Origin of the sequence: Pseudoduganella plicata (genome assembly GCF_004421005.1) — a bacterium.
GTDB lineage: Bacteria > Pseudomonadota > Gammaproteobacteria > Burkholderiales > Burkholderiaceae_D > Rugamonas > Rugamonas plicata.
In genome coordinates, this window is sequence record NZ_CP038026.1 from 2945384 (window position 1) to 2971440 (window position 26057).

A 26057-nucleotide genomic window follows, 5' to 3' on the forward strand; every position below is an offset into this window, starting at 1 on the left:
CCTTGCCACGTTGACAAAGAGCGCTGTCGTTTCGCCATCAAAAGGAGGCAGTTGGGCAGAAATAGACACACAATCGGAAGATTTTTCCGTCAGCGCTACTCTTGCCGTAGCGAAACAGGTGATAATGACAGCCGTAGAACCCTCGCCGTTCTTGCCTCGCAGTGATCATCCAATGTTTATGCCCAAAGCCGCCGTCCAAGCCGCCGTCGAAGTCGCCGCCCAGGACTCCTCCGTTGAGGATGCCCTGCTGCGCTCCATCCGCATTCCGCCGCGTCCCAGTCTGCTGGTCGACCTGCAGCGCGAACTGGCGGAAGGCGACCCGTCGCCGCGCCGCATCGCCCGCATCATCGGCAACGACGTCGGCATGTCGGGGGCGCTGCTCAAGCTGGCCAACTCGCCGTTCTTCGGCGCGGCGCGCAAAGCGAAATCGGTCGAACAGGCAATCAATTTCCTGGGCCTGAACCAGTGCGCGGCGCTGATGACCGGGCTGCTGGCACGCCAGGCGATCGACGGCAGCGACGGCGCGCTGAACCAGTTCTGGGATACGTCGGCGCGGCGCGCGCAGGCACTGGTCTTCATTTCGCGCCGGCTGCGCATCGCCCCGCCGGACATCTCGCACACGTTCGGCCTGTTCTGCGACATCGGCGTGCCGCTGCTGCTGGACCGCTTCGACGACTACGCCGAAACGCTGAGCATCGCCGCGCAGGACGCCGGGCGCGGCTTCACCGCCATCGAGGACGCCCGCCACGCCACCAACCACGCGGCCATCGGCTGCCTGCTGGCACGCAACTGGGGCCTCTCGCCCGACGTGTCGTGGGCCATCCTGCATCACCACGATTACCCGGTACTGGACGACGAGTCGACCGACGACGCGATCCGCTCGCTCGTCGCCGCTTCCGTGCTGGCAGAACGGGGCATCCAGCGCTACCGCGGCAACGGCGCTTCGCTCGAGTGGGAAAGAGGCGGCGAGCCCGCCTGCCGCCACCTGGGTCTGGAAGACGACGAAGTGGAAGACCTGCTGGACGAACTGCACGAGACCTTCCACACCGATCACTAAGGGATTGCCGGTCATGCGATCGGTTAGAATCGGCGCCAATCCCACTTCGCGCCGGTTCCGCCATGCCCAAGAATAAACGCCCCGTCCCCCGCAAGTCCGCCACGCCCCCGAGGAAAAAGAAGACGTCCTGGCCGCCGCGCTGTGCGCGCTCGCGCTCGAACTCGCCGAACAGGAAGAAGCCGATACGCTCGGCGAGGAACTTGCCGGCAAGGAGCTGGAGTTCAAACGCCTGGTGCGGCGCTACCTGAACGGCAGCAAGGACGACATCCTGTACGAAGCCATCGACCTGGCCAGCCATGAGGACGTGGGCGCCTGGCAGCTGCTGCGCAATGCCGTCGAGGAAGCCGCCGCCAGCGTGCCGCTGCGCCGCGAAGGCGCGCCGCCGCAGGAGATCGACGCGTTTGCGATTCCCGTCTTCGTGCACAGCCAGGGCGGCCTGGTCGAAGCCGAGGGCTTCCAGGACGACGAAGCCTACGACGCGCTGCTGGCCAGCCTGCGCACGGGCAAGCTGGAAAGCGACAAGGCGAAGATCGTCATCGTCCGCCACGCCTACGATGCCGGCGAGGTCGCGCGCATCACGTACAGCCAGCTGCACACGATGGCCAAGGAAGCGGCGGCCGCGCTGACGGAAAAGAAGATGACGGAAGCGCCCACGCTGCAGCGCAGTATCGCCGGCTGGACCGGCCCCACATTCGGGCCGGACGACGAAGCGGTCGAACTGCGCTTCATCGTCGGCTTTGCATTGAAGCGCGCCGACGATCCGTTCTACGCCGTGCCGGAAGACGAGGAAGCGGCCGATGCGTATTTCGCCGAGCGCCTTGCCCGCTACCGCCAGTGGACGGAAGACGCGGCGGCGCTGGTCGCGCGCTGCCTGGCGCCGCGCGAGCGCGAACTGCAGCTGAACTTCCTGTATCAGGACCTGTTCTTCGGCGCCCGCCAGCAGGGCATGGCCGAGCAGGCGATGCTGGCGCTGATGGCGACGCTGGGCGAGGCGCTTGCCGCGCATGGCGGTGCCGCGTCGGCCATCGTCGCGCCGGCGGACGTGGACGGCGAGATGGTCCTGCGCGTGCAGCTGATGGACGGAGTCAAGGTGCTGGCCAAGGGCGACCGTCCGTTCGAACTGGGCAGCGACCTGGAAATCGAAGTGGACGACGTGCGCGACGCGCTGGCCACGCTGGGCATCACTGACGTGGCGGTGGCCGAGCGGTTCGATCCTTACGGCCGCGCCATCGATCCACGCCCGCTGGCATAACGGTTCGCGGCCACGACGTGCCGGCCGCCCGCCGAACGGCGGCCGGGTTTTCTTTCAATCTCGGCTACACTGGCGGGCCGTGTGTATACCGATTGAAGGAAATCATGCCCCGTCACCTTTCTCTCCTTGCCCTGTCGCTGGCGCTCGCGTTTGGCTCCGTCCATGCCGCCGGCACCGCCGCGCATGCGACCGGCGTCGCCACGTCGGAAGCGGATGGCGCCAAGGAGACCAGGCGCGATCTGCGCGAGCATTACACGAAGTATGAATACCGCATTCCCATGCGCGACGGCACGCGCCTGTTCACCGTGGTCTACGTCCCCAAGGATACAAGCAAGAGTTATCCGTTCCTGATGCAGCGTACGCCGTACAGCGCCGGCGTGGAAGGCGAGGACGACCAGCTCCATTACGGCGTCGACTTCATGCCCGAAAAGATCGGTCCGTCGCGCGAGTTCGAGGACAGCGGCTATATCTTTGTCGAGCAGGACGTGCGCGGACGCTTCATGTCCGAAGGGAAGTGGCAGGAAATGACGCCACATGGGAAGACACAGCGCGTGGCCGGCGAAGGCAACGAGAGCCAGGACATGCACGACACGGTCGAATGGCTGCTCAAGCACGTGCCGAACAATAACGGCAAGGTGGGCATCCACGGCATCAGCTACCCCGGCTTCTACACGTCGGCCAGCATCATCGATTCCCATCCGGCCATCAAGGCCGCTTCGCCGCAGGCGCCGGTGACGGACCTGTACATGGGCGACGATTCCTATCACGGCGGCGCGTTCATGCTGGCGGCGAACTTCGATTTCTATTCCGCGTTCACGGAAGAGCCGAACCCGACGCCGCTGCCGAAGACGTGGTCACACTTCGACTACGGCGTGGCCGACGGCTACGATTACTTCCTGCAGCGCCTGACCTTGTCGAACATCCTGTCCAGCCTGACGGAGAAGCAGCGCGTGCTGCTGCAGCCGACCATCGAGCACACAACCTATGACGAGTTCTGGAAGAGCCGCAATATCGCGCCGCACCTGAAGAACGTCAAGGCGGCGGTGCTGACGGTGGGCGGCTGGTTCGATGCGGAGGATGCGCAAGGCCCGTTCACGACGTACGCCGCCATCAAGCGCAACAATCCCGGCACGTTCAGCGGTCTGGTGGTGGGACCGTGGGTGCACGGCGGCTGGGCGCGCAGCGACGGCAAGGCGCTGGGCCACGTGCAGTTCGACATGAAAACGGGCGAATACTTCCGCAAGCAGATCCAGTTCCCGTTCTTCGAACAGCATCTGAAAGGCATCAAGCCGCAGAAGGCCATCGCCGAAGTCACGGCGTTCGAAACCGGCAGTAACGTATGGCGCCAATACACGGCGTGGCCGCCGCAGCAGGCCAAGGCCCGCGTGCTGTACTTCGGCGCCAACGGCGGCCTCGGCTGGCAGAAGCCGACCACGCAGCCGGCCACCGACACGGGCTACGACGAGTACGTCAGCGATCCGAAAAAGCCGGTGCCGTACATCGGCTATCCGGCGACCGGCGTGCCGAAGGAATACATGGTATCGGACCAGCGCTTCGCGTCGACCCGGCCGGACGTGCTGGTGTATCAGTCCGAGCCGCTGGAAGAAGACGTGACGATCGCCGGCCCGGTGCGACCGAAGCTGTTCGTCTCGACGACGGGCACGGATGCCGACTGGGTGGTCAAGCTGATCGACGTCTATCCGAACGAATACCCGAGCAGCGGCAAGCGCGCGCGCGGCAACGACGTGCCGGCGCCGACGCTGACGATGGCGGGCTACCAGCAGCTGGTGCGCGGCAATCCGCTGCGCGGCAAGTTCCGCAACAGCTTCGAGAAGCCGGAGCCGTTCGTGCCGAACCAGGTGGAAGCGGTCAGCTACCACCTGGGTGACGTCAACCATACGTTCCGGCGCGGCCATCGCATCATGGTGCAGGTGCAGAGCACGTGGTTCCCGCTGGTGGACCTGAACCCGCAGACGTTTACCGATATTCCGAAAGCCGGGCCGGAGGACTTCCAGAAGGCGACGCAACGTGTGTATCACACGCCGGCGACGCCGTCGGGACTGGAAGTGCTGGTCCTGCCGGCGCGTTAAGAGCGGCAGGCGAGCGCGCCTGAACGCATTTTGACAAGCCGCGGCAGCGGGAGGATACTTGGCCGGAAGGAGATGCGCCATGAAGTATCCATCCTTGCCGCGGCTGTTTTGCCAGCTGCTCGTTCTGTTCTCCGTCATCGTGCTGGCCGGCTGCGCCAGCACCCGGGACGTCCCTGCCCCGCCCGCGGCGCTGTTTGCCGACACCCTGTTCCCGCCCTCAACCGTCCAGCTGACGGAAGACCAGATCTTCGCCGTGACGCCTGCCATGCGGGCGTACACCGAGGCGGTCACGCAGGAGCGGCGTGGCAAGGAGATCCGCCGCGCGCTGTTCGATGCGCTGTACCGGCGCGACCAGCTGCAGCTGGAATACGATTCGGCCATTACGCGCACGGCGTCGGAAGCGTTCGCGGCGCGCCAGGGCAATTGCCTGTCGCTCGTCATCATGACGGCCGCGCTGGCCCAGGCGCTGAATATCCCTGTCGTGTTCCAGAGCGTGCCGACGGAGGACAGCTGGAGCCGCAGCGGCGAGATCTACTTCAACAGCGGCCACGTCAACCTCAAGCTGGGCCGCATCATGCGCGAGGCGGCCGGCGGCTACGATCGCGAGAACTACACCGTCATCGACTTCCTGCCGCCGCCCGACGGCCGGCAGAAGGAAGGCTATCCCATCGGCCGCAAGACCGTCGTGGCGATGTTCATGAACAACCGTGCCGCCGAGGCGCTGGCGCGCGACAACTTCACGGATGCTTACTGGTGGGCGCGCAACGCCGTGCTGGCCGATCCGAACCTGCTGTACGCATACAACACGCTGGCCGTCGTGTATCGCCGCCATGGCGACCTGGCACAGGCCGAGCTGACGTTGCGCTATGCCTTGGCCCGCGATCCGAGGAGCGCGATGGCGCTGTCCAACCTGGCGCAGGTGGTCGAACGGCAAGGCCGCATGGACGAGGCGCGCGAACTGAAGGCGAAGCTGGCGCGGCTGCAGCCGGAGCAGCCGTTCCGCTACTTCAACCTGGGCCGCGAGGCGATGCAGGCAGGTGACTACCGCCGCGCCCGCGAGCTGTTCCAGCGCGAACTGCGGCGCGATCCCACGTACCACGAATTCCACTTCTGGCTGGCCGCGGCCGACTACCAGCTGGGCGACCTGGACGGGGCCGCCAGGCACCTGCGCATGGCCCTGAATGCCAGCACGACGCGGCAGGATCACGAGCTGTACGCTGCCAAGCTGGACCGGCTGCGCGCGAGTGGCGCCGAAGCGCGCAGGCCCTGAACACCCGGGACAGCCCCCTGTTTTGCGTAAAGGTGCAACGGTTATGTTGCCCAGCTAACTGTCCGACAACTTTTCATACAAAAATCACAATACACACGGGGACGTGCCGCCGGGTTTGGGAGTAGACTCTAAGCATGAGTACATCCCGAAAAGTGGCGGCAGCCGTCGGCGTGGCGGGCTTCCTTTGGGCCGGCATGGTATCCATGATCGCGGCCAGCCAGCGCAAGCTCCTGTTCAATCCGACGCTGATCCGCGAGGTCCAGAGCCCCCGCAGCGCGGGCCATCGCACGCGTGCCGTGGTGCTGCGTGCCAGCGATGGCACCCGCCTGGCGGGCTGGCTGATGACGCCGCACGGACCCGGTCCGCACCCGGCCGTCGTCTACTTCGGCGGGCGCTCCGAAGAGGTGTCGTGGGTCGTGCGCGATGCGGGCACACTGTTTCCGGGCATGACGGTACTGGCGATGAACTATCGGGGCTATGGCGATTCGCGCGGCGTGCCGGGCGAAGAGCATATGGTCGAGGATGGCTGCATGCTGTTCGACTGGCTGTGCAGCCGTCAGAACGTCGATGCCAGGCGGGTGGCCGTGGTGGGCCGCAGCCTGGGCTCGGGCGTGGCAGTGCAGGTGGCCAAGGAGCGGCCCGCCCACTCCGTCGTGCTGATCACGCCGTACGATTCGATCCTGGCGCTGGCGCAGCGCAAGTTCCGCGTGGTGCCTGTCAGCTTCGTACTGCGGCACCGTTTCGAGTCCGTCAAATACGCGTCACTGCTGCGCGCGCCAACTTACGTGTTGCGGGCGGCCAGCGACGATGTCGTGCCGCACTCCCATACCGACCAGCTGGTGGCGCAGATGACGCGCATCCACCAGGACGAAATCGTTCCCGACTCGGATCACATGAATATCCCATACCTGCCGGCGACGCAGCAGAAGATCGCACGCTTCCTGACGACGCAGTTTGCCGTTACACAGCCGCTGGCGGCAACGGCGCCTTCGGCGGCATAAGGTCGTTAACGACGAAAAGCCGCAACGCGGAAATCCGCGGCGGCTTTTTGCGCTCCCGTGATGAATGCAGCGAACGGGTACTGCGATGGACTCTCGGCTGCGGCCGCGATCAGCGACGGCGGGCCTGGTGAGTGGGCGCTGGGCCTCGGTGTTCGATATGACGGAAAACGATGCGACCCTTGTTCAGGTCGTAGGGCGACAGTTCCAGCGTGACACGATCACCCGCAAGAATACGGATGTGGTTTTTCTTCATTTTGCCCGATGTATATGCTACGAGTTTGTGGCCATTATCGAGGTCGACGCGGAAACGCATCTCGGGCAGGATTTCGGTAACGAGGCCGTTCATTTCAATCAGTTCTTCTTTAGCCATAATTCCTTTCGTGAGTGGCACGGAGCCATTGCCGGACGCCGTCTGGTGCCGGATGCTGCGTCATACCGATATGGGGGTAAATTCGTGAAAAAAAAGCCCGCTTGCTGCGGGCTTCGTTTCAATGTAATGCCAATGCTTGAATCGCTGCTCCAGCCCATGCTATCTGCGTGGTGCGGATGCTTCGGACGCCCATGCTATCTGCATGGTGCCTCCAACGTGTAATTCGACCAATGTCTGGTATGACAACCTTCCGGGCTAAACTCGCATCGCGGCTTTACACACGCCTGCCTTGCGTTACCAGGAGGGGCCGACGGAATCAACTCCATCGACAGAACAAAGTATAGCACAACTGTTTGTGCGGCGCACAAATACCGTACGGCGTGTTGTTATCCCGGGAAATCGATAAACCGCAGCGGTACCGCGTCCGTCAGCCAGACGCCGTTATCGGCGCGGTAGAACACGTGCCCTTGGGCCGTCATCTGCACGGCGCGGATCGACAGCACGACCGGCACACCATAGCGCGTGCCGACGCTGACGGCCGTCGCCCGCGCCTCGGACAGGTGGACGTGCTGGCGCGATTGCGCCTTCAGCCCTTCTTTGCGGATTGCCGTGACGAAGCGGCTGGCCGTGCCATGGTAGAGAATCTCCGGCGGCTGGGCCGGTGCCAGTTCCAGGTCGACGGACTTGAGCGAGTGCCCCTGGCTGGCGCGGATGGAGCAGCCGTCTTCACTGAAGGCAAAGCGCTGCTTCTCGTTGCTGGTCACTACCTCGCGCAGCTCTTCCAGCGTGAAGCGCTTACCGTGCGCGTGTGCTCTCTCCAGCAGCGTGGCGACGTCGGCCCAGCCGTTCTTGTCGAGCGTCAGGCCGATGGTGTCCGGCGCATGTCGCAGGATCAGGGAGAGGAATTTACTGATGCTTACTTTTTTGTCGGTCATCAGGCATTCTAGCGTAGCCGAATTCACAGGAGACCCGATGCCGCTGCCCGCCCTGATCATCATCGACATGCAACAAGGCATGGCCGACCCGGCCGCCGGAGAGCGCAACAATCCGCAGGCCGAGGACAATATTGGCCGCCTGCTGGACGCCTGGCGCAACGCGGAGGCGCCAATTGTCCACGTGCGCCACATCTCGCGCACGCCGGGTTCGCCATTCTGGCCAGGACAACAGGGCGTCGAGTTTCAGCCCCGCTTCCTACCGGCACCGCATGCGCACGTCGTGGAGAAGAACGTGCCCGACAGTTTCATCAATACGGGACTGGAACGGTGGCTGCACGTGCGCGGCATCAACCGGCTGGTCGTCACAGGTGTCAGCACCAACAACTCGGTCGAATCGACCGCGCGCACAGCCGGCAACCTCGGCTTTACGACGCAAGTGGTCGCCGACGCGACATTTGCTTTCGCCCGGGACGACTATGCCGGCAACCCTCGCAGCGCCGACGAGGTGCACTGGATGGCACTGGCCAACCTGGACGGGGAATACGCGCAGGTAGTGGATACCGCAGCGGTGCTGACGCAGATGGACGTCTGAATCCCGATCAGGCAGAGCCTGTCGCCGCGATGGCCTTGGCCGGCGTATAATAAGACACCCACATCAACCATGCGCATGGGATGCCAACATGAATGCACCACTGCCCTCCCCCGCAGAGAAGCCGCGTGCTAAGAAAGCCACCAACATCACGCTGGCGATGGACGTGTATCTCGCAGCCAAGGATTTCGGCATCAATATCTCGCAGGTGTGCGAGCAAACCCTGCGCGAACAGATCCAGGCGCGCAAGGAACAGCAGTGGAATGCGCAACACGCCGATTTCCTGTCCAGCTACAACAGCGTGGTGGAAACGGAAGGCGTGGCGCTGCAGGAATGGCGCGCGTTCTGATGGCGCGCTTCGACATCTACGCCAACCCCGGCCGCAACAAGGCCAGCATTCCGTACCTGGTGGAAGTGCAGAGCAACGTCATCAGCGGGCTGAGGACGCGCATCGTCATCCCACTGCGCAGCCTGAGCGGCTTCTCGGCCGCAACGCTGCCTGCGGATCTGTTTCCCATCATCGAGGTTGACGGCAACGACTGCTTTCTCGACACACCGCAGATGGGGGCTATTCCGCTTGCCGAACTGAAGGTGCGCGCCGGCTCGGCTCTCGAGCATCGGCTGGCGATTCAGACGGCGCTAGATCGGGTGTTCGGGGCGTACTGAAGCGCGACAGTGACGAAACGTCTAATGTGGAGTTAAAACCCTACTTTATAGCTTGAAATCATGCTAACGGCCTAAGTCAGTCCCTCAATACTCCCGTCTAATTAGTCGGAGGATTCGACCGACTGGCAGAGCTGCGGGCCAGCCAACGCGTTTCGGGACCGCGTGCTCTATACCTTGGCGGCCTGACTATCGCAGAACTGCCATCAAACTGACGTACACTACACGGACGCTCCCATGGACTGCTATTAAGCTCAACATTCGACGCGCTTTTCGCAACAATATCGAAGAAAGTAAATTTTTACACGCGAAGCATATATGAGCTTGAACGAATTAATACAGGTTTGCATTGCCCATAACCTCGATGGGTACAACATCGACCTCGGAGTCAAAAGTTTCGCTGTAAACCTGTTAAAGCCGGAGATGCCTGTCATTTCGATTCAGTTGCGTAGTCTGGACGAGCTCTTGCGAATGATGAAGAAGGCTGATAGCACCCATATCTACATTGCTCGCGGCGTTTTCTATTTGAATGCGCTCTACTCGGTGACAAATAGTTTCCCCGCAGCACGCATCTACTACCTGAAAACGCAAGATCTAATGGCCGTTGCGGCTATAGGCAGCTTTTTGGAAGAACATAGTGTGAGGCTGCCGCCAGTGAACGATGCACAGCTCTCCCAATTAATAGATGACCAGTGCTACCCCGAAAGATATGCAAAATGGCACACACAATGGGAGGCGAATAGCAGAACATTCAAAGGCTTGTTAGACGGACGCATCCAAAATACCTCGGTCGAGCAAGGGATTTGGCTATCGTCCAATGGCCGGTGCATGTTCTGTGAGAGCAAGACGGACCGCATGTCTACCGCGACCATTATGGCAGAAAAGGGAGTGCTGGTTGGTTTCCAGCTCTGTGGCGAGCACGAGACTGAGGCAATGAATCATCCGACGCTATTCAACTATATCTGTTCCAAGACTGGCATTCCTGCACCATTCTTTGCTCGAGCAACGGTTGTTCTTCACGGCAAATACGCACTCACCATCACCCGCCATGCCCTGCTCAAGGATCTAGATTGCGAAAATGAGAAGGTTAGCGGAGCGACTATCACCGCTAAGCGTAAGTCCGGCTTTCGCGTTATTGTCCGCCAAGATGCATTACACGACTATGCTTATATTATCCAGGACCCACGGAGAAGACCAGTTTCAAGAATTGATTCTGCCAATCACCATCACGTCGCATATGGCCCGGACCATGTCCATCGCGATTTAAGAAAGGCGAATAAAAACAAGGTTGAGCCGAGTTTTACATACGGATTCGTTGCCGCTGACCTTAAAGCGATAAAAAAGCTAATCGAGAATGCGGAAACACAGTGGCAAAGCAAGCTTGCAGCGCAACCGTTCGGCAAGGCGTAAGACGACCAAAGTTGCTTCTTCAAGTAATCTTAAAGCTGTCCAACGTCAAGAAAAAATGCTGATTGCGAGGTCGTAGGTTATTTGGTCTACGATGCGTGCGTAACCCTTCGCCACTCCTCGATTTTATTATCAAGCGACATCCCCGCATACGCCGGCGAAGTCGACGGCAACACCACCGTCCGATAACCCGCCGCGGCAAACTGGGGAGCAAACTTTCCCGACGTCTGCCCGTTAAACCCCACAGTCTCCAATGCCGGGCACAGCCGATGCAGCCGCTCGAAATCGTTTGCCGCCGGGTTGCGGATCGCCGAATCCAGGCTGCCCTCGCGTTCGCAGGCGCCGAGCACGTCCCATAGCCCGAAGCCGTGCGCCAGCAGGCGCGGCAGCCGGTCGGCGTAAGGGAGGCTGACGAGATCCTCTCCCGTCAGCGCGGACAGGATCGGCCACAGCGCATTGCGCGGGTGGGCGTAGTACTGCTGGGCAGCAAGCGAGGCGGCGCCGGGGAAGCTGCCGAGGATCAGGACGCGGGTGTTGCTGTCGATGACGGGCGCCAGGCCCGTGAGAGGAGCGGTCATACCAGCAATTGTAGCGGCTAAGCTTCGGTGTAGAATCGGCACAAAGTGCACAGACACAGGAGACAACCAATGAGCGACCCGCGCACCATCCATTCGCTGCTCGACCAGTACAGCGACAGCCACCGCAATCCGACAAACGAGTTGATCCACTTTGTCTGCGTGCCGCTGATCATGCTGTCGCTGCTGGGATTCCTGTGGTGGCTGCATCCGCTGGTGGCCATCGCGGCCGTGGCGGCGTGCCTGGCGTACTACTGGAAGCTTTCGCGGCCGTTCTCGGCCGGGATGCTGGTGATGGCGCTTGTCATGCTTGGGATTTTAGCGGCATTGCCGCCGATGACCGTCCTGCCGTTGTGCATTGCGATGTTCGTGCTGGCCTGGATCGGCCAGTTCATCGGCCATATGATCGAGGGCAAGAAGCCGTCCTTCTTCGACGACTTGCGCTTCCTGCTGATCGGCCCGTTGTTCGTGCTGAGCTTCCTGTACCGCCGCTTCAACCTCGCCTACTGATCATCATTGCCCGCGCAGCACGACCCAGCCGACCGGTATGGCTTCTTCCGAATACAGGATTAGCGTGACCATCAGCACGGCGACATAGCCGAGCACGGAAGCGACTTTCATCTGCAGGGGTTTGCTCACGAAGCACCATTGGAAGGGTTGGTCTTTGAATAATACTTTTCTTCACGACAAAGATTAAGCTGGCTGCGTGTGGCTTGACAGCCATCAATGGGGCCGTGCAGCTCAACAACAAGCGATATCCGTGGAGTAATTTTTAGCGGCGCCGTATACTGCTTCGATGCCTTCCTCGCTGCTCTTCCTTATCGCCAGCCTCATCTGGGGTTCAACCTTCTGGGCCATCACGCTGCAACTGGGTGAGGTGCCGCCGAGCGTTTCCGTCGTCTACCGTTTTGCGCTGGCGTCCGCCGCGCTGTTCGCGTGGTGCAAGCTGCGCGGCGACAAGCTGACGCTCTCCTGGCATGCGCAGCGCTGGACGATCCTGCAAGGCTGTGCCACCTTCGGCCTCAGCTATATCTGCACGTATTCGGCCGAGCAATACCTCGTGTCGGCGCTGGTTGCCGTGCTGTTCGCGCTGATGGTGTTCTGGAATCCGCTGATCGGCCGGCTCGTGCTGGGCACGCCGCTGAACTGGCGCACGTGGGCGGCCGGGAGCGTGGCCTTGTCCGGCGTCATCCTGCTGTTCTACCAGTCGATCGGCAATGCCATCCGCGACATCCTGGCCGGCGGCGAGGGCCACTTCCTGCTGGGCCTGATTCTGGCGCTGACCGCCACATTGGCCAGCTCCTTCGGCAACGTGGTCGTGGTCAAGGTGCGCCAACAGGCCCCGAACGTATTGCTGACAATGGCCTGGGGCATGCTGTGGGGCACGCTGCTGGTGGCGCTGTGGGCGCTGGCGACGGGCGAGCGCTTCGTGGCCCCGCCGACGGCGCGCTATTGGGCCGGGCTGATCTATCTGTCGCTGTTCGGCTCCGTCATCGCCTTTGCCTGTTTCTTCACACTGATCGACCGCATCGGTTCCCACAAGGCCGTGTATATCGGCGTCGTCACGCCCGTGATCTCCGTGCTGCTGTCGATCCGGCTGGAACATTTCCGCCCCGGCGTCCTCGAATGGGCTGGCATGGTACTGTGCCTGGGCAGTGTTGCCTGGGTGCTGCGCACGCCGACGCCCGCCCGACCTGTTGTCGCCATCGATCCCGACCTGTTAAAGAAAGCCTCATGAGCCTGCATATCCGCCCCGCCCGTCCGGAAGACGTCTCGTCCATTTTCGCCATGATCCGCGAGTTGGCCGTGTTTGAAAAACTGGAACACATGGTGATCGCCAACGAAGCGATGCTGCAGGACGCGCTGTTCGGCGTGCGGCCGCCATGCGAGGCGATTGTCGGCGAAGAGCACGGCGAGGTGGTGACGTTCGCGCTGTTCTTCCATAACTTCTCCACCTTCCTGTGCAAGAAGGGCCTGTATCTGGAAGACCTGTACGTCAAGCAGAACCGTCGCGGCAAGGGCTACGGCAAGCAGATGCTGGTCGCGCTGGCGGCGCTGGCCGTCGAGCGCGGGTGCGGCCGCTTCGAGTGGTCGGTGCTGGACTGGAACGCCAACGCCATCAGCTTCTACGAGAAGATGGGCGCGGACGTGCTGCCGGACTGGCGCATCTGCCGCGTCACCGGCGACGCGCTGATGCACCTGGCCCGCGGCGCCTAAAAAAATCCCACGCACGCGGCGTGGGAGACAACCCATTGTCAAGTGGGAGGGGAGATGAATCGACGGGTTCAATATAATCGCCCGTCCCCGGCCCTGCCCCTCCCTTTACAAATGCTTACCGCGACGGGAAATTGCTTACAGATGTCGGCTGCGCACTTCAGTGACGTACCTGTTGCACCACAAACCGTCGCTCGGCCAGTTCGAACAATGCCTGCGTCAGCAGCGCGAGCACCGCGGCGGGAATGGCACCCGCCAGCATCATGTTGTTGTCGTTTAGCGCCAGCCCCGTCGTGATGCGTTCGCCGTAGCCGCCCGCACCGATAAAGGCGGCGATGGTGGCCGTACCCACGCTCATCACCGCAGCCGTCTTGACGCCCGCCAGGATCACCGGCAGCGCCAGCGGCAACTCCACGTGCCACAGCCGCTGCCAGCGGTTCAGTCCCAATGCCAGCCCCGCCTGCTGGAGCCCACGCGGCACGCCAGCCAGCCCTGTGCACGTGTTGCGCACGATGGGCAGCAAGGCGTAGACAAACAGCGCGACCAGCGCCGGCACGATGCCGATGCGGCCCAGCAGCGGAATCAGTATCGCCAGCAGCGCCAGCGACGGGATCGTCTGCAGCATGCCCGCCAGGCCCAGCACGCTTTGACGCAGTCGCGTCTGGCAGGCCGCGACAATGCCCAGCGGCACGCCAACGACGCAGGCCAGCAGCACGGACAAGGCGACCAGCAGCACGTGCTGGCCCGTCAGGCGGCCGAGGTCGGATGCGAACAATACATCGGTGAATTTTGGTGCGGCTGAACCTGTGTTCACGCGAGGGGGTAACGCGGACGCGGATGAGCCCGTGTCCATGTCGGGGACTGGGCGTCCCCGTGATGACCCCAAGGTAGACACGGGCTCGGCCGGGTGGGACATCAGCCAGTTTTTGGCGATGCCGGCAAACGGCTGGCCTTGCAGCTCGGCGGCGCCGTTCATCGCGATCATGTCGGTGGCGGAGATGCGGCCTTCCAGCTTTTGCAGCGCGGCCCAGGCCGCGGGGAAGCGTCTGGCGGCGTCCAGGCGGTACAGCAGCACCGCGTCGTAGCGGGGGAAATAATGTTTGTCGTCTTCCAGCACCGTCAGCTTGTAGCGGCCGATCTTCGCATCTGTCGAATAAATGTCGATGACGTCCACCTGGCGCTGCGCCAGCGCTTCGTAGGCAATGCCGTGGTCGAGCCCGCGCGGTTCCTGCAGCAGGCCGTAGCGCTGGCGCAGGCCGGCCCAGCCGTCGGCGCGGCCGATGAATTCATGCGACAGGCCAAAGCGCAGGCCGGGCTGCCTTGCCAGGTCGGACAGCGTGCGCACGCCCGCCGTGTCGCTCCGCACGGCCAGCGCGTAGGTGTTGTTGAAACCCAGCGGGATCGCAACGCCCAGGCCCATCGGCGCCAGCTCGCGCCGGATCTGTTCCAGTGACGCGGGCTTGTCGTGCTTCAGGACTTCCTGGTCGATCGTGCCCACATATTCCGGATAGACGTCGATGCTGCCGTTCTTCAGCGCTTCCAGCACGATGGCCGTGTTGCCCAGGCCCTGCCGGTGCTCCGTGCGCGCGTGCGGCGCCGCCGTCTGCGTCACCACTTCGGCCAGGATGTACGACTCCGTAAAGCGCTTCGAGCCGACGCGCAGCACGTCGTCCGCCAGCGCCGGCAATGCGGCCGACAGCAACGCGGCGCACAGGAGCGACGAGCCAGGCAACCGCACTATGCGGCCCGCCACACGCCACCGTTGACGACCGCAGCGCAGGGATTGAAGCCGATGGCATAGCTGAGGTCCGCCGGCCGGGCGATGCGCCACAGCGCGAAGTCCGCGCGCTTGCCGGTTTCCAGCGTGCCGATCTCGTCCGCCAGTCCCAGCGCGCGCGCGCCGTGGGCCGTGCAGCCGGCCAGCGCCTCCAGCGGCGTCAGGCGCCACAACGTGCACGCCATGTTCATGGCCAGCAGCAGGGACGTCATCGGCGACGTGCCGGGGTTGTTGTCCGTGGCGACCGCCATCGGCACGCCGGCCGCGCGCAACGCGGCAACGGGCGGCGGCGTCGTGTCGCGCAGGAAGTAATAGGCGCCCGGCAGCAGCACGGCCACGGTGCCGCCCTGCGCCATCGCGGCGATGCCTTCCTCGCTCAGGTGTTCCAGGTGGTCGGCCGACAGGCCGTCGAAGCGCGCCACCAGCTGCGCCCCCTGCTGGTCGGACAGTTGCTCGGCATGCAGCTTGACTGGCAGGCCGTGCGCACGCGCCGCGTCGAACACGCGTTCCGTCTGCTCACGGGTAAAGCCGATGCGCTCGCAAAAGGCATCGACGGCATCGACCAGCCCGTCCCCGACGAGAGCGGGGATCATGGCGCACACAGCGTCCACGTAGGCATCCGGCCGCCCCGCGTATTCGGGCGGCAGCGCATGCGCGCCCAGGAATGTCGTGACCACGCGCACGGGCATCGTCTGCCCCACCTTGCGCGCCACGCGCAGCATCTTCGCTTCGGATGCCAGGTCGAGCCCATAGCCGGACTTGATCTCCAGGGTTGTCACGCCTTCGGCCAGCAGGCTGGCGATGCGCGGCATGCTGGCCGCCAGCAGCTCCTCCTCGCCCGCGGCGCGCGTAGCGCGCACGGTGGACATGATGCCGCCGCCGGCGCGGGCGATGTCCTCATAGGTGGCGCCGTTCAGCCGCGCCTCGAATTCGTCGCTGCGGTTGCCGGCATGGACGATGTGGGTATGGCAGTCGACCAGCCCGGGCGTGAGCCAGCAGCCGCCGCCATCGCGCACCTCGCGGGCCTCACCCTGCCCTGCCGCTTCGGCAGCAGGACCGAGCCAGGCGATGCGGCCATCGCGCACGGCAATCGCGCCGTCGCGCAACTCGCCGTAGCCACCGCCCGTCATGCGGGCCAGGTGGACGTTCGTGATCAGCAGGTCCCACTGTGTCATGCGCTAGTCGTCCTCCTCGTTGGGCATGATGTCGACGATGAAGACGGTGGCGCTGGGCGCTTCCAGCGTCCACACTTCCTCGCGGTCGAGTACCACGGCATCATAGCGCACCAGCGCCATGCGCTCGCGGCTGCTGTAGACCGTCAGCGTCTCGCCTTCGGCCAGGAACAGCACCGTCAGCGCGCTGCGCCGCTCCAGGATGGAATAGTCGCGCACCACGCGCCGTTCCAGCTGGTGCGAGCAGCGCTCGCGGCGCGTCATCACATTGAAGTCCGTCGTCGGCACGCCATCGACGGTGGCCGAGACGGGGATCTCGCCGGGAAATGCGACGACCGGCTCGCGTTCGGACAACGCCACCTTGCGCTCGTTGCCCACGTCCAGCACGACGCTGCCGCCATCGACCAGGGTCAATGTGCGGTCGATGCCGGGGAAGACGGAAAACGGGCCGCTCTGCGCGATCGTCGCCAGGCTGATACGCCAGTCGAAATCGTGCAATGTGGCGCCGGGCGGGGAGGCCAGGATCTCCGTGGTGCAGCCCCCGCCGTTCTTCCATGGCGTGGGGTTCAGGCTTGCATACTGAATCAGCGTCGTCATGATCGCAACTCGCGCAGTTCGGCCAGCGTCTGTCGGAAGCGCGCGGCGATGGCCGGTTGCGCCACGTGCTTCTGGCCGCGCACGACCCACCGTCCGCCGGCCAATACGTCTTGTACCAGATTGTCGTTACCGCTGAAGATAAAGCCGTTCAGCACATCCGGCGCCGCCAGCCCGTACAGGTTCGGGTGGCTGTCGTCCAGCACCAGCACGTCCGCGCAATAGCCGACGGCCAGTGCGCCGACCGCACGGCCGGCCGCTTGCGCACCGCCTGCCAGTGCCGCCTGCCACAGGTGGTTGCCCACCCGCCGCTCGTGCGGTGCGACGGCGATATTGCGTGCCTGCCGCACAAGCCGCTGGCCGTATTCCAGCCAGCGCAATTCTTCCACAGGACTCTGCGACACATGACTGTCGCTGCCCACGCCGAACCGGCCGCCCTGCGCCAGGTAGGGCGCCAGCGGGAACAGGCCGTCGCCCAGGTTCGCTTCCGTGGTCGGGCACAGCCCCGCCACGGCACCGCTGGCCGCCAGCATGGCCGTTTCGTCATCGTCCAGGTGCGTAGCGTGGACCAGACACCAGCGCGCGTCAACCGAAAGATGATCAAACAAGTACCGCACCGGGCGGCGCCCGCTATGATCCAGGCACTGCCGCACTTCGCCAACCTGCTCGGCAATATGGATGTGCACCGGCCGCTCCCCCGGCAGCGCCGCCAGCACCGTGCGAATCTGCTCGACCGAGGCTGCCCGCAGCGAATGCGGGGCTACCCCTACCTCGACGGCGGTACTGCGCAACGGTTCCAGCGCCGTCAGGATTTTCAGCACGTCTTCCGCATCCGTGCGGAAACGGGCTTGCTCCGGTTGGAGCGGCGCGTTGCCGAATCCCGCATAACTGTAGAGCACAGGCAGCATCGTGATGCCGATGCCCGCCAGCTGCGCGGCGTCCACGACGCGCCGCGCCGTCTCGGCGATATCCGCGTATAACGCGCCATCGGGCTGACGGTGCACATAATGGAACTCGCAAACGGACGTGTAGCCATGGCGCAGGCATTCGGAAAACAGCTGGGCGGCAATCGCCCCCATCTGCTCCGGCGTGATCTGGCGGGCGAACCGGTACATCAGGTCGCGCCAGGTCCAAAAGCTGTCCGGTCCATCTCCAGCGATCTCCGTCATGCCGGACAGCGCACGCTGAAAACTGTGCGAGTGCAGGTTGACCATGCCCGGCAAGACCAGTTGCGCCACTTCGGCATCGGCCGGCGCGACCGCGTCGGGCGTCACTTCCGTCAGCAGGCCCTGGGCATCCCAGCGCAGCAGCACGTCGTTGCGCCAGCCCTGCGGCAGCAGCGCGCGGCGGCAGAACAGCGCACTCACGCGCGCGCCCAGTCGATCGCCGCCTGCAGCATCGTGCGCAGCACCGGCTGCACCTGCTCCGCCAGGTCGGGCCGGTAGCCGAACGGCGCCATCTCGTCCATATACGTGGACTGGCACATCTCGAGCTGCACGGCGTGGACGCCCGGCCCGGGGCGGCCGTAATGACGGGTGATATGGCCGCCCTTGAAGCGGCCGTTGACCGCAACGGTAAACCTGCCGTCCGCCCGCGCGGCTTCCGTCACGCGCTCCGTCAGTGCCGGATCGCAGCTGGCGCCGTTGGCCGTGCCGAAATTGAGGTCCGGCAGCTTCCCCTCGAAGAAGCGGGGAACGACGGACGCGATCGAATGCGCTTCCCACAGCACCACGCGCCCATGCCGCGCCAGCAGCCGGTCCAGCTCCGCGCGCAGGCAGTCGTGGTAGGGCTGCCAGTACAGCGCCAGGCGGCGCTGTACTTCTGCCTGGTCCGGCGCCCGGCCCTCCAGGTACAGGGGCTCGCGACCGAACGTGTCGACGGGGCACAGGCCCGTCGTGTCCTGGCCCGGATACAGGTTCGTGTTTTCCGGCGGGCGATTCAGGTCGATCACGTAGCGCGACCAGCGCGCCGCCAACGTCGATGCGCCCATCTCGCCCAGGAAACCGTACAGCTGCTCCAAGTGCCAGTCGGTATCGGCCAGCAGCCGTCCGCAGGGCGCCAGCGTGGCGGCGATATCGTCGGGAATATCGGTGCCCACGTGCGGCATCGATACCAGCAGCGGCACCTCCCCTGCGCTGAAACGGTAGTCCATGGGCGTCCTTTCGTTACGGATGCAGTGGCGTAAACAGGTTGCGGCACGTGGCGGACAGCTCGCCTTTCAACACCATCTGCTTGGCCGCCTCGATATCGGGTGCGAAGTATCGGTCGGCGTCGAAGAATGGCACCTTCTGTCGCAGCTGCGCATGCACGTGCTCCAGGTGCGGCGACGTGCGCAGGGGCCGGTGGAAGTCGACGCCCTGCGCCGCGGCCAGCAGCTCGATGCCGATGATTGCCGCCGTATTGTGCGCCATTTCGTCCAGCCGGCGCGCCGCGAACGTGGCCATGCTGACGTGGTCTTCCTGGTTCGCCGACGTGGGAATGGTGTCCACGCTGGCCGGATGCGCCAGCGACTTGTTCTCCGACGCCAGCGCCGCCGCCGTCACATGGGCGATCATGAAGCCGGAATTGACGCCCGGCTCGCGCACGAGGAACGGCGGCAGGCCGGACAAGGTCGCGTCGATCAGCAGCGCGATGCGGCGTTCGGCGATGCTGCCGATCTCCGCGATGGCCAGCGCCAGCGTGTCGGCGGCAAACGCCACCGGCTCGGCATGGAAGTTGCCGCCCGAGACGATGTTGACCTCATCGCCGTCCCGGAACAGCAGCGGGTTGTCGGTGACGGCGTTCGCCTCGATCAGCAGGGTGCGGGTGACGTTGGCGATCAGGTCCATGCAGGCGCCCATCACCTGCGGCTGGCAGCGCAGGCAGTACGGGTCCTGCACCCGCTCGTCGCCAACCAGGTGCGAGGCGCGGATCGCGCTGCCCGTCACCAGCTGACGATAGATGGCCGCCGCGGCGATCTGGCCCGGCTGGCCGCGCACTTCGTGCACGCGCGCGTCGAACGGCGAGTCGCTGCCCTTGGCCGCATCCAGCGACAGCGATCCCGTCACCATGCCCGCCTCCAGCAGCCGCTCGGCCATGAACAGGCCATGCAGCGCCAGCGCCGCCGACGCCTGCGTGCCGTTGATCAGCGCCAGGCCCTCCTTGGCCGCCAGCACGACGGGCGCAATGCCGGCCGACGTCAAAGCGTCGGCCGCCTGCATCAGTTCACCCTTGACGCGCACCTCGCCCACGCCCAGGATCGCCAGCGTCATGTGCGACAGCGGCGCCAGGTCGCCGGAAGCGCCGACGGAACCTTTCACGGGAATGGCCGGCATGATGCCGGCGTTGTACAGCGCGATCAAGGTGTCGATGACGACCGCGCGGATGCCGGAATAGCCGCGCGCCAGGCTGCCGATCTTCATCAGCATCAAGAGGCGCACGACGTGGTCGGGCATCAGGTCGCCCGTGCCGACGGAATGCGACAGGATCAGGTTGCGCTGCAGTTGTTCGAGCTTGTCGTCCGGAATGCGGGTTTTCGCCAGCAGGCCGAAGCCCGTGTTGATGCCGTATGCCGCTTCGCCCTTCTGCACGATGGCCTGCACCGCCTGCGCGGACGCGTCGATGACAGGATAGGCCTCGGCAGCCAGCGCGATCGGGCCGTGCGCCGTCCAGGCGGCGCGCAGCTCGGCCAACGTCAGCTTGCCGGGATTCAGGGTCAGGGTGTGGTTCGGTTGCGTCATCTTCATTACTCGGTTATTTGATCATTGGCAGATTCAGGCCATTGCGCTGGGCGCAGGCGACAGCGGTATCGTAACCCGCGTCGGCGTGACGCATGACACCGGAGCCGCTGTCGTTGACGAGCACGCGCGCCAGCCGTTTTGCGGCCTCCTCGGTGCCGTCGGCAACAATGACGACGCCCGAGTGCTGCGAATAGCCCATGCCCACGCCGCCGCCATGGTGCAGCGACACCCACGTGGCGCCGCCCGCGGTGTTGAGCAGCGCGTTCAGCAGCGGCCAGTCGGAGACGGCATCCGTGCCGTCCATCATGCTTTCCGTTTCGCGGTTCGGGCTGGCGACGGAACCCGTGTCGAGATGGTCTCGGCCGATGACGATCGGCGCTTTCAGTTCGCCATTTTTCACCATGTCGTTGAACGCCAGGCCGGCGATATGGCGCTCTCCCAGGCCCAGCCAGCAAATCCGCGCCGGCAGGCCCTGGAAGGCGATGCGTTCGCGTGCCATGTCCAGCCAGCGGTGCACGTTGGCGTGGTGCGGAAACAGCTCCTTGATCTTCGCATCCGTTTTATAGATGTCTTCCGGGTCGCCGGACAGCGCCACCCAGCGGAACGGTCCGCGCCCTTCGCAGAACTGCGGCCGGATGTAGGCCGGCACGAAGCCGGGGAAGTCGAATGCGTTCCTGACGCCTTCGTCGAACGCCACCTGGCGGATGTTGTTGCCATAGTCGACCACCCTGGCACCGAGCGCCTGGAAGTCCAGCATGGCCTGCACGTGGACCGCGCAGGATTTCGCGGCGGCCGCTTTCAGGACCGCATGGCGCGCCGGGTCGTGCTGCGCCGCCTTCCAGTCGGCGACGCTCCAGCCCTGCGGCAGGTAGCCGTTGATCAGGTCATGGGCGGAGGTCTGGTCGGTCACCAGGTCGGGAATCAGGCCGCCCTCCCTGGCCTTGCGCACCAGTTGCGGCAGGATGTCGGCCGCGTTGCCCAACAGGCCAATGGAGATGGCTTCGCGCTTGTCCTTGTGTTCGCGCACCAGCGCCAGCGCCTCGTCGACGTTTGCCGCCTGCTTGTCCAGGTAGCGCGTGCGCAGGCGGAAGTCGATGCTGCTTTGCTGGCATTCGATCGTCAGCGACACCGCACCGGCCATCGTTGCGGCCAGCGGCTGGGCGCCGCCCATGCCGCCCAGGCCGGCCGTCAGTACCCAGCGGCCCGACAGGTCTCCGCCGAAATGCTGGCGTCCCGCCTCGGCAAAGGTTTCATACGTGCCCTGCACGATGCCCTGCGTGCCGATATAGATCCAGCTGCCGGCCGTCATCTGACCGTACATGAACAGGCCCTTGCGGTCCAGCTCATTGAAGTGCTCCCAGTTGGCCCACTTCGGCACGAGGTTCGAGTTCGCAATGAGCACGCGCGGCGCGTCGGCATGGGTGCGGAACACGCCGACCGGCTTGCCCGACTGGATCAGCAACGTCTCTTCCTCGCCCAGTTCCTTCAGCGATGCCAGGATCTGGTCGAAGCACGCCCAGTTGCGCGCGGCGCGGCCGATGCCGCCATAGACGACGAGGTGCTGCGGATTCTCCGCCACTTCCTTGTCCAGATTATTCTGGATCATCCGGTAGGCCGCTTCCGCGCCCCATGTCTTGCAGACCTTCTCGGAGCCCCGCGGCGCGCGGATGTCGCGGCTGGCATCGAAGCGCGGATCGTCGTTGTGTTCGTGCGGCTGGCTCATGGCGGCGTCTCCTTATTCCCGGTAGTGGATGCGATAAGGATAAGTTGTCTATACAACCGAAGTCAAGAACCATTTGCCCGGATGAAGTCGACAAACGCGCGCAGCGGCGCCGGCACCAGGCGGCGCCCCGGGTAGTACAGGAACGGGCCGGAAAAGCTCTGCCACCACGGTTCCAGCACGGGCACCAGCGCGCCGCTGTCGAAGTGCGGCTGCAGCCAGTCCTTGAACAGGTAGACGATGCCCGTGCCGGCGATGGCCGAGGTGACCGCCAGGTCGGCGGCCCCGCCGAGGCGCACCAGCAGCGGCCCGCGCGGCAGGATGTTGAGCACTTCGCCATCGCGCTCGAATGTCCACTCGATCGGCGTCGTGCCGGCGAAGTGGCCGCCCAGGCACGCGTGCTTTGTCAGTTCGCCAGGGTGCCGCGGCTGGCCGTGGCGCGCGAGATACGCGGGCGACGCGGCGGCGGCAAATTGCTGCACACGGGGTCCGATAGGCACGGCGATCATGTCCTGCTCCAGCCGTTCCTCGTAGCGGATGCCGGCGTCGCAGCCGGCGGCCAGCATGTCGACAAAGGTGTCTTCCGTGATCACGTCCAGCACGATGTCGGGGTATTGCGCCAGGAACGCCGGCACGATGGGGGGCAGCACCAGGCGCGTGGCCACCATCGGCACGTTCAGGCGCAAGGTGCCGGTGGGCCGGTCGCGAAAGCCGTTCACTACGTCCAGCGCGACTTCCATTTCCCGCATGGCCGGGCCGAGACGCTCCAGCAGGCCCCGCCCCGCCTCGGTCGGGACGACGCTGCGGGTGCTGCGATTGAGCAGCCGCACGCCAAGGCGCTGCTCCAGCCGGCGCACTGCCTCGCTCAGTCCCGACGCGGACACGCTGCCGAGGCGCGCGGCATCGCGAAAGCCCCCGGCGCGGGCGACCGCGACAAAAGCCTGCAAATCTCCCAGATCGACGTTCATGCCCGTCCTTTAGCCCGTTCCACTTTGCGTTCGTGCATTCGATTGTGCGTAATTTCGTACAACCCATCCACACTTTACCGGATTGTCGCGCAGCCGGCCGGGACCTATGCTGTGCTCACACATTTACCAGGAGCACAGCATGACACCAGGCACATACCAGCTGGGCGGGCGCACCGTCAAACGCCTCGGCTACGGCGCAATGCAACTGGCGGGACCGGGCGTATTCGGTCCGCCGCGCGATCCGGCAGGCGCGCGCGCCGTGCTGCGCGCCGCCATCGCGGCGGGCGTGAACCATATCGACACGTCGGATTTCTACGGTCCCCACGTGACGAACCAGCTGATCCGCGAAGCGCTGCAGCCCTACCCAAGCGATCTCGCCATCGTCACCAAGATCGGCGCCCTGCGCGGCACGGACGGTACGTGGCTGCCGGCGTTCGGACGGGAGCAGCTGATCCAGGCGGTACACGACAATCTGCGCAACCTGGGGCTGGAAACGCTGGAAGTGGTCAATCTGCGGGCCATGTTCGACGTCCACGTTCCGGCCGAAGGCTCATTGGAGGAACCGCTGTCGGTGCTGGCCGAACTGCGCGAACAGGGCCTCGTGCGTCACATCGGCCTGAGCAACGTAACGCCTACGCAGGTGCGCGACGCGCGCCGCATGGTGCCCATCGTCTGCGTGCAGAACCAGTACAACCTGGTGCACCGCGGCGACGATGCACTGATCGACACGCTGGCGGCCGACGGCATCGCCTACGTGCCGTTTTTCCCGCTGGGCGGCTTCTCGCCGCTGGATTCGGCCACGCTGTCCGGCGTGGCGGAGAAGCTGGGCGCCACGCCGATGCAGGTGGCGATTGCGTGGCTGCTGCAGCGGGCGCCCAACATCCTCGTCATCCCCGGCACGTCGTCCGTCGCGCACCTGCACGAGAACATGGCCGCCGCGGACCTCCAATTGCCACCCGACGCGCTGGCCGCGTTGAACGGCATGGCCCGTTGAGGCGTATTCGTTGAGGCGTATTATTTCTTGTACACCTGCCGGCCGGCGACCCACGTCTCCAGCACGCCGACCTTGCCGATCTCGCCGGCCGGAATCGCAAACAGATCCCGGTCGGTGACGACGAAATCCGCCCACTTGCCCGCCTCCAGCGAGCCGATGACCTTCTCCTGGCGCGCGGCGTAGGCGGCATCGAGCGTGAAGCAGCGGAACGCTTCCTTCAAGGTCATCGCCTGCTCCTTGTGCCAGCCGGCGGCCGGCACGCCGCGCATGTCCTGGCGCGTGACGGCGGCGTGCATGCCCTCGAACGGATTGGGCGACTCGATGGGGAAGTCCGATCCGCAGGCGATGCGGTCGCCCTGCTTCAGGAACGTGCGCCACGCATAGGCGCCTTCGATCCGCTGCGGGCCGACGCGCTGTTCGGCCATGTTCTGGTCGGACGTCGCGTGCGTGGGCTGCATCGACGGGATGATGCCCAGCGTTTTGAAGCGCGGAATGTCGGCCAGTGCCACGACCTGCGCGTGCTCGATGCGGTGGCGCAGATTTTTCGCCGGGTACTTCTTCAGCAGCGTGGCATAGCTGTCGAGGATCTGCCGGTTGCCGCCATCGCCAATGGCGTGCACGTTGACCTGGTAGCCGGCCTTCATCGCCTTTTCCATCTTGCCGCGGATTTCGGCGTCCTTGTAGAACAGCAGGCCGTGCGTGTGCGGCGCATCCGTATACGGCTTGATCAGCGCAGCGCCGCGGCTGCCCAGCGCGCCGTCGGCATACAGTTTGACGGCCGACAGCGCATACACGTCGTCCGCGTAGGTGGGCAGCGGTCCGTGTGCCGCCAGCTTGTCGAAGTCCTCGCCCGTGTCGCCGATCATCGCGTAGACACGCGTCGTCAGCTTGCCCCCGTCCGCATAGGCGCGGTACAGCTTGTCCTCCGCCACGCCGATGCCGGCATCGTGCACGCTGGTCAGGCCGTTTTTACCCAGCACCGCCAGCGCGCCTTCGAGTGCGGCGCGCGCCTCCGCTTCCGTCGACGGCGGCAGCACCTTCGTCACCAGTTCCATCGCGCCGTCGACCAGGATGCCGGTCGCATTACCCTGCGCGTCGCGCTCGATCTTGCCGCCGGCCGGGTCTTTCGTCTCTTTGGTGATGCCGGCCAGCGCCAGCGCGCTGCTGTTGACCCAGACGGCATGGCCGTCGACGCGGCGCATCAGCGCCGGCCGGTCCGGCACGGCCGCATCCAACTCCTGCGCGGTGGGGAAGCGGCCCAGCTTCCAGATCTCCTGGTTCCAGCCATTGCCGACAACCCAGGCGCGCCCCGGATTGGCCTTCGCATACTGCGCCACCGTCCGCACGGCGCCGTCCAGCGACGTGGAGCTGTACAGCTCCGCCGCCGTCGCCACCTGGCCCAGGCCGAAGACGTGGCCGTGGGCGTCGATCAGGCCGGGCAGCACCGTTTTACCCTGCACGTCCACGTGACGAAAACCCGCCGCCTTCGCCGCCACATCGGCGGCGCTGCCGACGGCAACGATGCGGCCCTTGCCATCGAACGCCAGCGACTGGAAGCGTACCAGCTCCCCGGCCGCGTTCAGCGTGTAGCCGTTGGCGTTGTCGATGACGGTCTGGGCGTGGGCACCGAAGGCGATAAAGGCGCCGGCACAGGCGGCGAGAGTGCGACGTGGCATGAGACTCCTTTGAA

Annotated in this window: 26 protein-coding genes; 13 read left to right on the plus strand and 13 right to left on the minus strand. The window is 64.8% G+C overall.

The features are described from left to right. Nucleotides 1-178 precede the first annotated feature (178 nt). From E1742_RS12825 to E1742_RS12845, 5 genes are all read left to right on the plus strand, one after another. Nucleotides 179-1057, plus strand: coding sequence for an HDOD domain-containing protein (locus E1742_RS12825; RefSeq protein ID WP_134388151.1), 879 nt, complete (start codon nucleotides 179-181; stop codon nucleotides 1055-1057). Between the two features lie 232 nt (nucleotides 1058-1289). Continuing rightward, complete coding sequence (locus tag E1742_RS12830; RefSeq protein ID WP_229465919.1) at nucleotides 1290-2309, plus strand: hypothetical protein; 1020 nt, start codon at nucleotides 1290-1292, stop codon at nucleotides 2307-2309. Nucleotides 2310-2413: 104 nt separating this feature from the next. Beyond that, complete coding sequence (locus E1742_RS12835) at nucleotides 2414-4399, plus strand: CocE/NonD family hydrolase (protein WP_134385323.1); 1986 nt, start codon at nucleotides 2414-2416, stop codon at nucleotides 4397-4399. A gap of 79 nt (nucleotides 4400-4478) precedes the next feature. Further along, the gene (locus tag E1742_RS12840; RefSeq protein ID WP_134385324.1) at nucleotides 4479-5669 is read left to right on the plus strand and encodes a tetratricopeptide repeat protein; all 1191 of its coding nucleotides are present in this window, start codon (nucleotides 4479-4481) and stop codon (nucleotides 5667-5669) included. 134 nt (nucleotides 5670-5803) lie between these two features. Then, the gene (locus tag E1742_RS12845; RefSeq protein ID WP_134385325.1) at nucleotides 5804-6670 is read left to right on the plus strand and encodes an alpha/beta hydrolase; all 867 of its coding nucleotides are present in this window, start codon (nucleotides 5804-5806) and stop codon (nucleotides 6668-6670) included. A 109-nt stretch (nucleotides 6671-6779) separates the two neighbouring features. On the opposite strand, the gene infA is transcribed toward E1742_RS12845, so the two are convergent. After that, nucleotides 6780-7040, minus strand: coding sequence for a translation initiation factor IF-1 (gene infA / locus E1742_RS12850; RefSeq protein ID WP_134385326.1), 261 nt, complete (start codon nucleotides 7038-7040; stop codon nucleotides 6780-6782). Nucleotides 7041-7426: 386 nt separating this feature from the next. Further along, nucleotides 7427-7975: an RNA 2'-phosphotransferase gene (locus E1742_RS12855; protein ID WP_134385327.1), complete on the minus strand. Its 549-nt coding sequence runs from the start codon at nucleotides 7973-7975 to the stop codon at nucleotides 7427-7429. 37 nt (nucleotides 7976-8012) lie between these two features. Here E1742_RS12855 and E1742_RS12860 point away from each other — a divergent pair, with 37 nt between their 5' ends. The 4 genes from E1742_RS12860 to E1742_RS12875 all read left to right on the plus strand — a co-directional run bounded on the left by E1742_RS12860 (nucleotide 8013) and on the right by E1742_RS12875 (nucleotide 10637). Further along, nucleotides 8013-8567, plus strand: coding sequence for a cysteine hydrolase family protein (locus E1742_RS12860; RefSeq protein WP_134385328.1), 555 nt, complete (start codon nucleotides 8013-8015; stop codon nucleotides 8565-8567). 88 nt (nucleotides 8568-8655) lie between these two features. Continuing rightward, the gene (locus E1742_RS12865; RefSeq protein ID WP_134385329.1) at nucleotides 8656-8913 is read left to right on the plus strand and encodes a type II toxin-antitoxin system CcdA family antitoxin; all 258 of its coding nucleotides are present in this window, start codon (nucleotides 8656-8658) and stop codon (nucleotides 8911-8913) included. Then, nucleotides 8898-9230, plus strand: a complete 333-nt coding sequence (locus E1742_RS12870; RefSeq protein WP_134385330.1) for a CcdB family protein — start codon at nucleotides 8898-8900, stop codon at nucleotides 9228-9230. The genes E1742_RS12865 and E1742_RS12870 overlap by 16 nt, the downstream gene beginning before the upstream one ends. Nucleotides 9231-9545: 315 nt before the next feature. Next, nucleotides 9546-10637: a DUF6516 family protein gene (locus E1742_RS12875; protein ID WP_134385331.1), complete on the plus strand. Its 1092-nt coding sequence runs from the start codon at nucleotides 9546-9548 to the stop codon at nucleotides 10635-10637. A gap of 86 nt (nucleotides 10638-10723) precedes the next feature. On the opposite strand, the gene E1742_RS12880 is transcribed toward E1742_RS12875, so the two are convergent. Then, a complete protein-coding gene (locus E1742_RS12880; RefSeq protein ID WP_134385332.1) occupies nucleotides 10724-11212 on the minus strand; it encodes a DNA-deoxyinosine glycosylase in 489 nt (162 codons plus the stop codon). Between the two features lie 69 nt (nucleotides 11213-11281). On the opposite strand from E1742_RS12880, the gene E1742_RS12885 reads away from it, so the two are divergent. After that, nucleotides 11282-11719, plus strand: coding sequence for an Mpo1 family 2-hydroxy fatty acid dioxygenase (locus E1742_RS12885; RefSeq protein WP_134385333.1), 438 nt, complete (start codon nucleotides 11282-11284; stop codon nucleotides 11717-11719). Between the two features lie 3 nt (nucleotides 11720-11722). On the opposite strand, the gene E1742_RS27060 is transcribed toward E1742_RS12885, so the two are convergent. Continuing rightward, nucleotides 11723-11848, minus strand: a complete 126-nt coding sequence (locus E1742_RS27060) for a hypothetical protein (RefSeq protein WP_259772399.1) — start codon at nucleotides 11846-11848, stop codon at nucleotides 11723-11725. Between the two features lie 157 nt (nucleotides 11849-12005). Here E1742_RS27060 and E1742_RS12890 point away from each other — a divergent pair, with 157 nt between their 5' ends. Then, the gene (locus tag E1742_RS12890; protein ID WP_134385334.1) at nucleotides 12006-12947 is read left to right on the plus strand and encodes a DMT family transporter; all 942 of its coding nucleotides are present in this window, start codon (nucleotides 12006-12008) and stop codon (nucleotides 12945-12947) included. Further along, nucleotides 12944-13426, plus strand: coding sequence for a GNAT family N-acetyltransferase (locus E1742_RS12895; protein ID WP_134385335.1), 483 nt, complete (start codon nucleotides 12944-12946; stop codon nucleotides 13424-13426). Before E1742_RS12890 ends, E1742_RS12895 begins: the two co-directional genes overlap by 4 nt. Before the next feature lie 157 nt (nucleotides 13427-13583). Here the strand turns inward: E1742_RS12895 and E1742_RS12900 are convergent, their stop codons facing one another. From E1742_RS12900 to E1742_RS12935, 8 genes are all read right to left on the minus strand, one after another. Continuing rightward, complete coding sequence (locus tag E1742_RS12900) at nucleotides 13584-15137, minus strand: ABC transporter permease/substrate-binding protein (RefSeq protein ID WP_134388152.1); 1554 nt, start codon at nucleotides 15135-15137, stop codon at nucleotides 13584-13586. A 23-nt stretch (nucleotides 15138-15160) separates the two neighbouring features. Next, entirely contained in the window at nucleotides 15161-16375 is a 1215-nt protein-coding gene (gene hutI / locus E1742_RS12905) for an imidazolonepropionase (RefSeq protein WP_134385336.1), read from the minus strand. 3 nt (nucleotides 16376-16378) lie between these two features. Then, entirely contained in the window at nucleotides 16379-16969 is a 591-nt protein-coding gene (locus tag E1742_RS12910; RefSeq protein ID WP_134385337.1) for a HutD/Ves family protein, read from the minus strand. Beyond that, the gene (locus E1742_RS12915; protein WP_134385338.1) at nucleotides 16966-18333 is read right to left on the minus strand and encodes a formimidoylglutamate deiminase; all 1368 of its coding nucleotides are present in this window, start codon (nucleotides 18331-18333) and stop codon (nucleotides 16966-16968) included. Before E1742_RS12915 ends, E1742_RS12910 begins: the two co-directional genes overlap by 4 nt. Next, entirely contained in the window at nucleotides 18330-19118 is a 789-nt protein-coding gene (gene hutG / locus E1742_RS12920) for an N-formylglutamate deformylase (protein ID WP_134385339.1), read from the minus strand. The genes E1742_RS12915 and hutG overlap by 4 nt, the downstream gene beginning before the upstream one ends. 13 nt (nucleotides 19119-19131) lie before the next feature. After that, on the minus strand, nucleotides 19132-20685 hold the full coding sequence (gene hutH, locus E1742_RS12925) for a histidine ammonia-lyase (RefSeq protein ID WP_134385340.1): 1554 nt from the start codon (nucleotides 20683-20685) through the stop codon (nucleotides 19132-19134). Nucleotides 20686-20698: 13 nt separating this feature from the next. After that, nucleotides 20699-22408: a urocanate hydratase gene (gene hutU, locus E1742_RS12930; RefSeq protein ID WP_134385341.1), complete on the minus strand. Its 1710-nt coding sequence runs from the start codon at nucleotides 22406-22408 to the stop codon at nucleotides 20699-20701. Between the two features lie 62 nt (nucleotides 22409-22470). Then, nucleotides 22471-23373, minus strand: coding sequence for a LysR family transcriptional regulator (locus E1742_RS12935; RefSeq protein ID WP_134385342.1), 903 nt, complete (start codon nucleotides 23371-23373; stop codon nucleotides 22471-22473). 139 nt (nucleotides 23374-23512) lie between these two features. Between E1742_RS12935 and E1742_RS12940 the strand changes: the two genes are divergently transcribed. Next, a complete protein-coding gene (locus tag E1742_RS12940) occupies nucleotides 23513-24367 on the plus strand; it encodes an aldo/keto reductase family oxidoreductase (protein ID WP_134385343.1) in 855 nt (284 codons plus the stop codon). 20 nt (nucleotides 24368-24387) lie between these two features. Here E1742_RS12940 and E1742_RS12945 read toward each other — a convergent pair whose 3' ends face one another. Further along, entirely contained in the window at nucleotides 24388-26043 is a 1656-nt protein-coding gene (locus E1742_RS12945) for an amidohydrolase (protein WP_134385344.1), read from the minus strand. Nucleotides 26044-26057: the final 14 nt, after the last annotated feature.

Coding starts and splice junctions, on each gene's coding strand:
- E1742_RS12825 (WP_134388151.1), top strand. CDS start 179: ATGCCCAAAGCCGCCGTCCAAGCCGCCGTCGAAGTCGCCGCCCAGGAC.
- E1742_RS12835 (WP_134385323.1), top strand. CDS start 2,414: ATGCCCCGTCACCTTTCTCTCCTTGCCCTGTCGCTGGCGCTCGCGTTT.
- E1742_RS12840 (WP_134385324.1), top strand. CDS start 4,479: ATGAAGTATCCATCCTTGCCGCGGCTGTTTTGCCAGCTGCTCGTTCTG.
- E1742_RS12845 (WP_134385325.1), top strand. CDS start 5,804: ATGAGTACATCCCGAAAAGTGGCGGCAGCCGTCGGCGTGGCGGGCTTC.
- infA (WP_134385326.1), bottom strand. CDS start 7,040: ATGGCTAAAGAAGAACTGATTGAAATGAACGGCCTCGTTACCGAAATC.
- E1742_RS12855 (WP_134385327.1), bottom strand. CDS start 7,975: ATGACCGACAAAAAAGTAAGCATCAGTAAATTCCTCTCCCTGATCCTG.
- E1742_RS12860 (WP_134385328.1), top strand. CDS start 8,013: ATGCCGCTGCCCGCCCTGATCATCATCGACATGCAACAAGGCATGGCC.
- E1742_RS12865 (WP_134385329.1), top strand. CDS start 8,656: ATGAATGCACCACTGCCCTCCCCCGCAGAGAAGCCGCGTGCTAAGAAA.
- E1742_RS12870 (WP_134385330.1), top strand. CDS start 8,898: ATGGCGCGCGTTCTGATGGCGCGCTTCGACATCTACGCCAACCCCGGC.
- E1742_RS12875 (WP_134385331.1), top strand. CDS start 9,546: ATGAGCTTGAACGAATTAATACAGGTTTGCATTGCCCATAACCTCGAT.
- E1742_RS12880 (WP_134385332.1), bottom strand. CDS start 11,212: ATGACCGCTCCTCTCACGGGCCTGGCGCCCGTCATCGACAGCAACACC.
- E1742_RS12885 (WP_134385333.1), top strand. CDS start 11,282: ATGAGCGACCCGCGCACCATCCATTCGCTGCTCGACCAGTACAGCGAC.
- E1742_RS12890 (WP_134385334.1), top strand. CDS start 12,006: ATGCCTTCCTCGCTGCTCTTCCTTATCGCCAGCCTCATCTGGGGTTCA.
- E1742_RS12895 (WP_134385335.1), top strand. CDS start 12,944: ATGAGCCTGCATATCCGCCCCGCCCGTCCGGAAGACGTCTCGTCCATT.
- hutI (WP_134385336.1), bottom strand. CDS start 16,375: ATGACACAGTGGGACCTGCTGATCACGAACGTCCACCTGGCCCGCATG.
- E1742_RS12910 (WP_134385337.1), bottom strand. CDS start 16,969: ATGACGACGCTGATTCAGTATGCAAGCCTGAACCCCACGCCATGGAAG.
- hutG (WP_134385339.1), bottom strand. CDS start 19,118: ATGGACTACCGTTTCAGCGCAGGGGAGGTGCCGCTGCTGGTATCGATG.
- hutH (WP_134385340.1), bottom strand. CDS start 20,685: ATGACGCAACCGAACCACACCCTGACCCTGAATCCCGGCAAGCTGACG.
- hutU (WP_134385341.1), bottom strand. CDS start 22,408: ATGAGCCAGCCGCACGAACACAACGACGATCCGCGCTTCGATGCCAGC.
- E1742_RS12935 (WP_134385342.1), bottom strand. CDS start 23,373: ATGAACGTCGATCTGGGAGATTTGCAGGCTTTTGTCGCGGTCGCCCGC.
- E1742_RS12940 (WP_134385343.1), top strand. CDS start 23,513: ATGACACCAGGCACATACCAGCTGGGCGGGCGCACCGTCAAACGCCTC.
- E1742_RS12945 (WP_134385344.1), bottom strand. CDS start 26,043: ATGCCACGTCGCACTCTCGCCGCCTGTGCCGGCGCCTTTATCGCCTTC.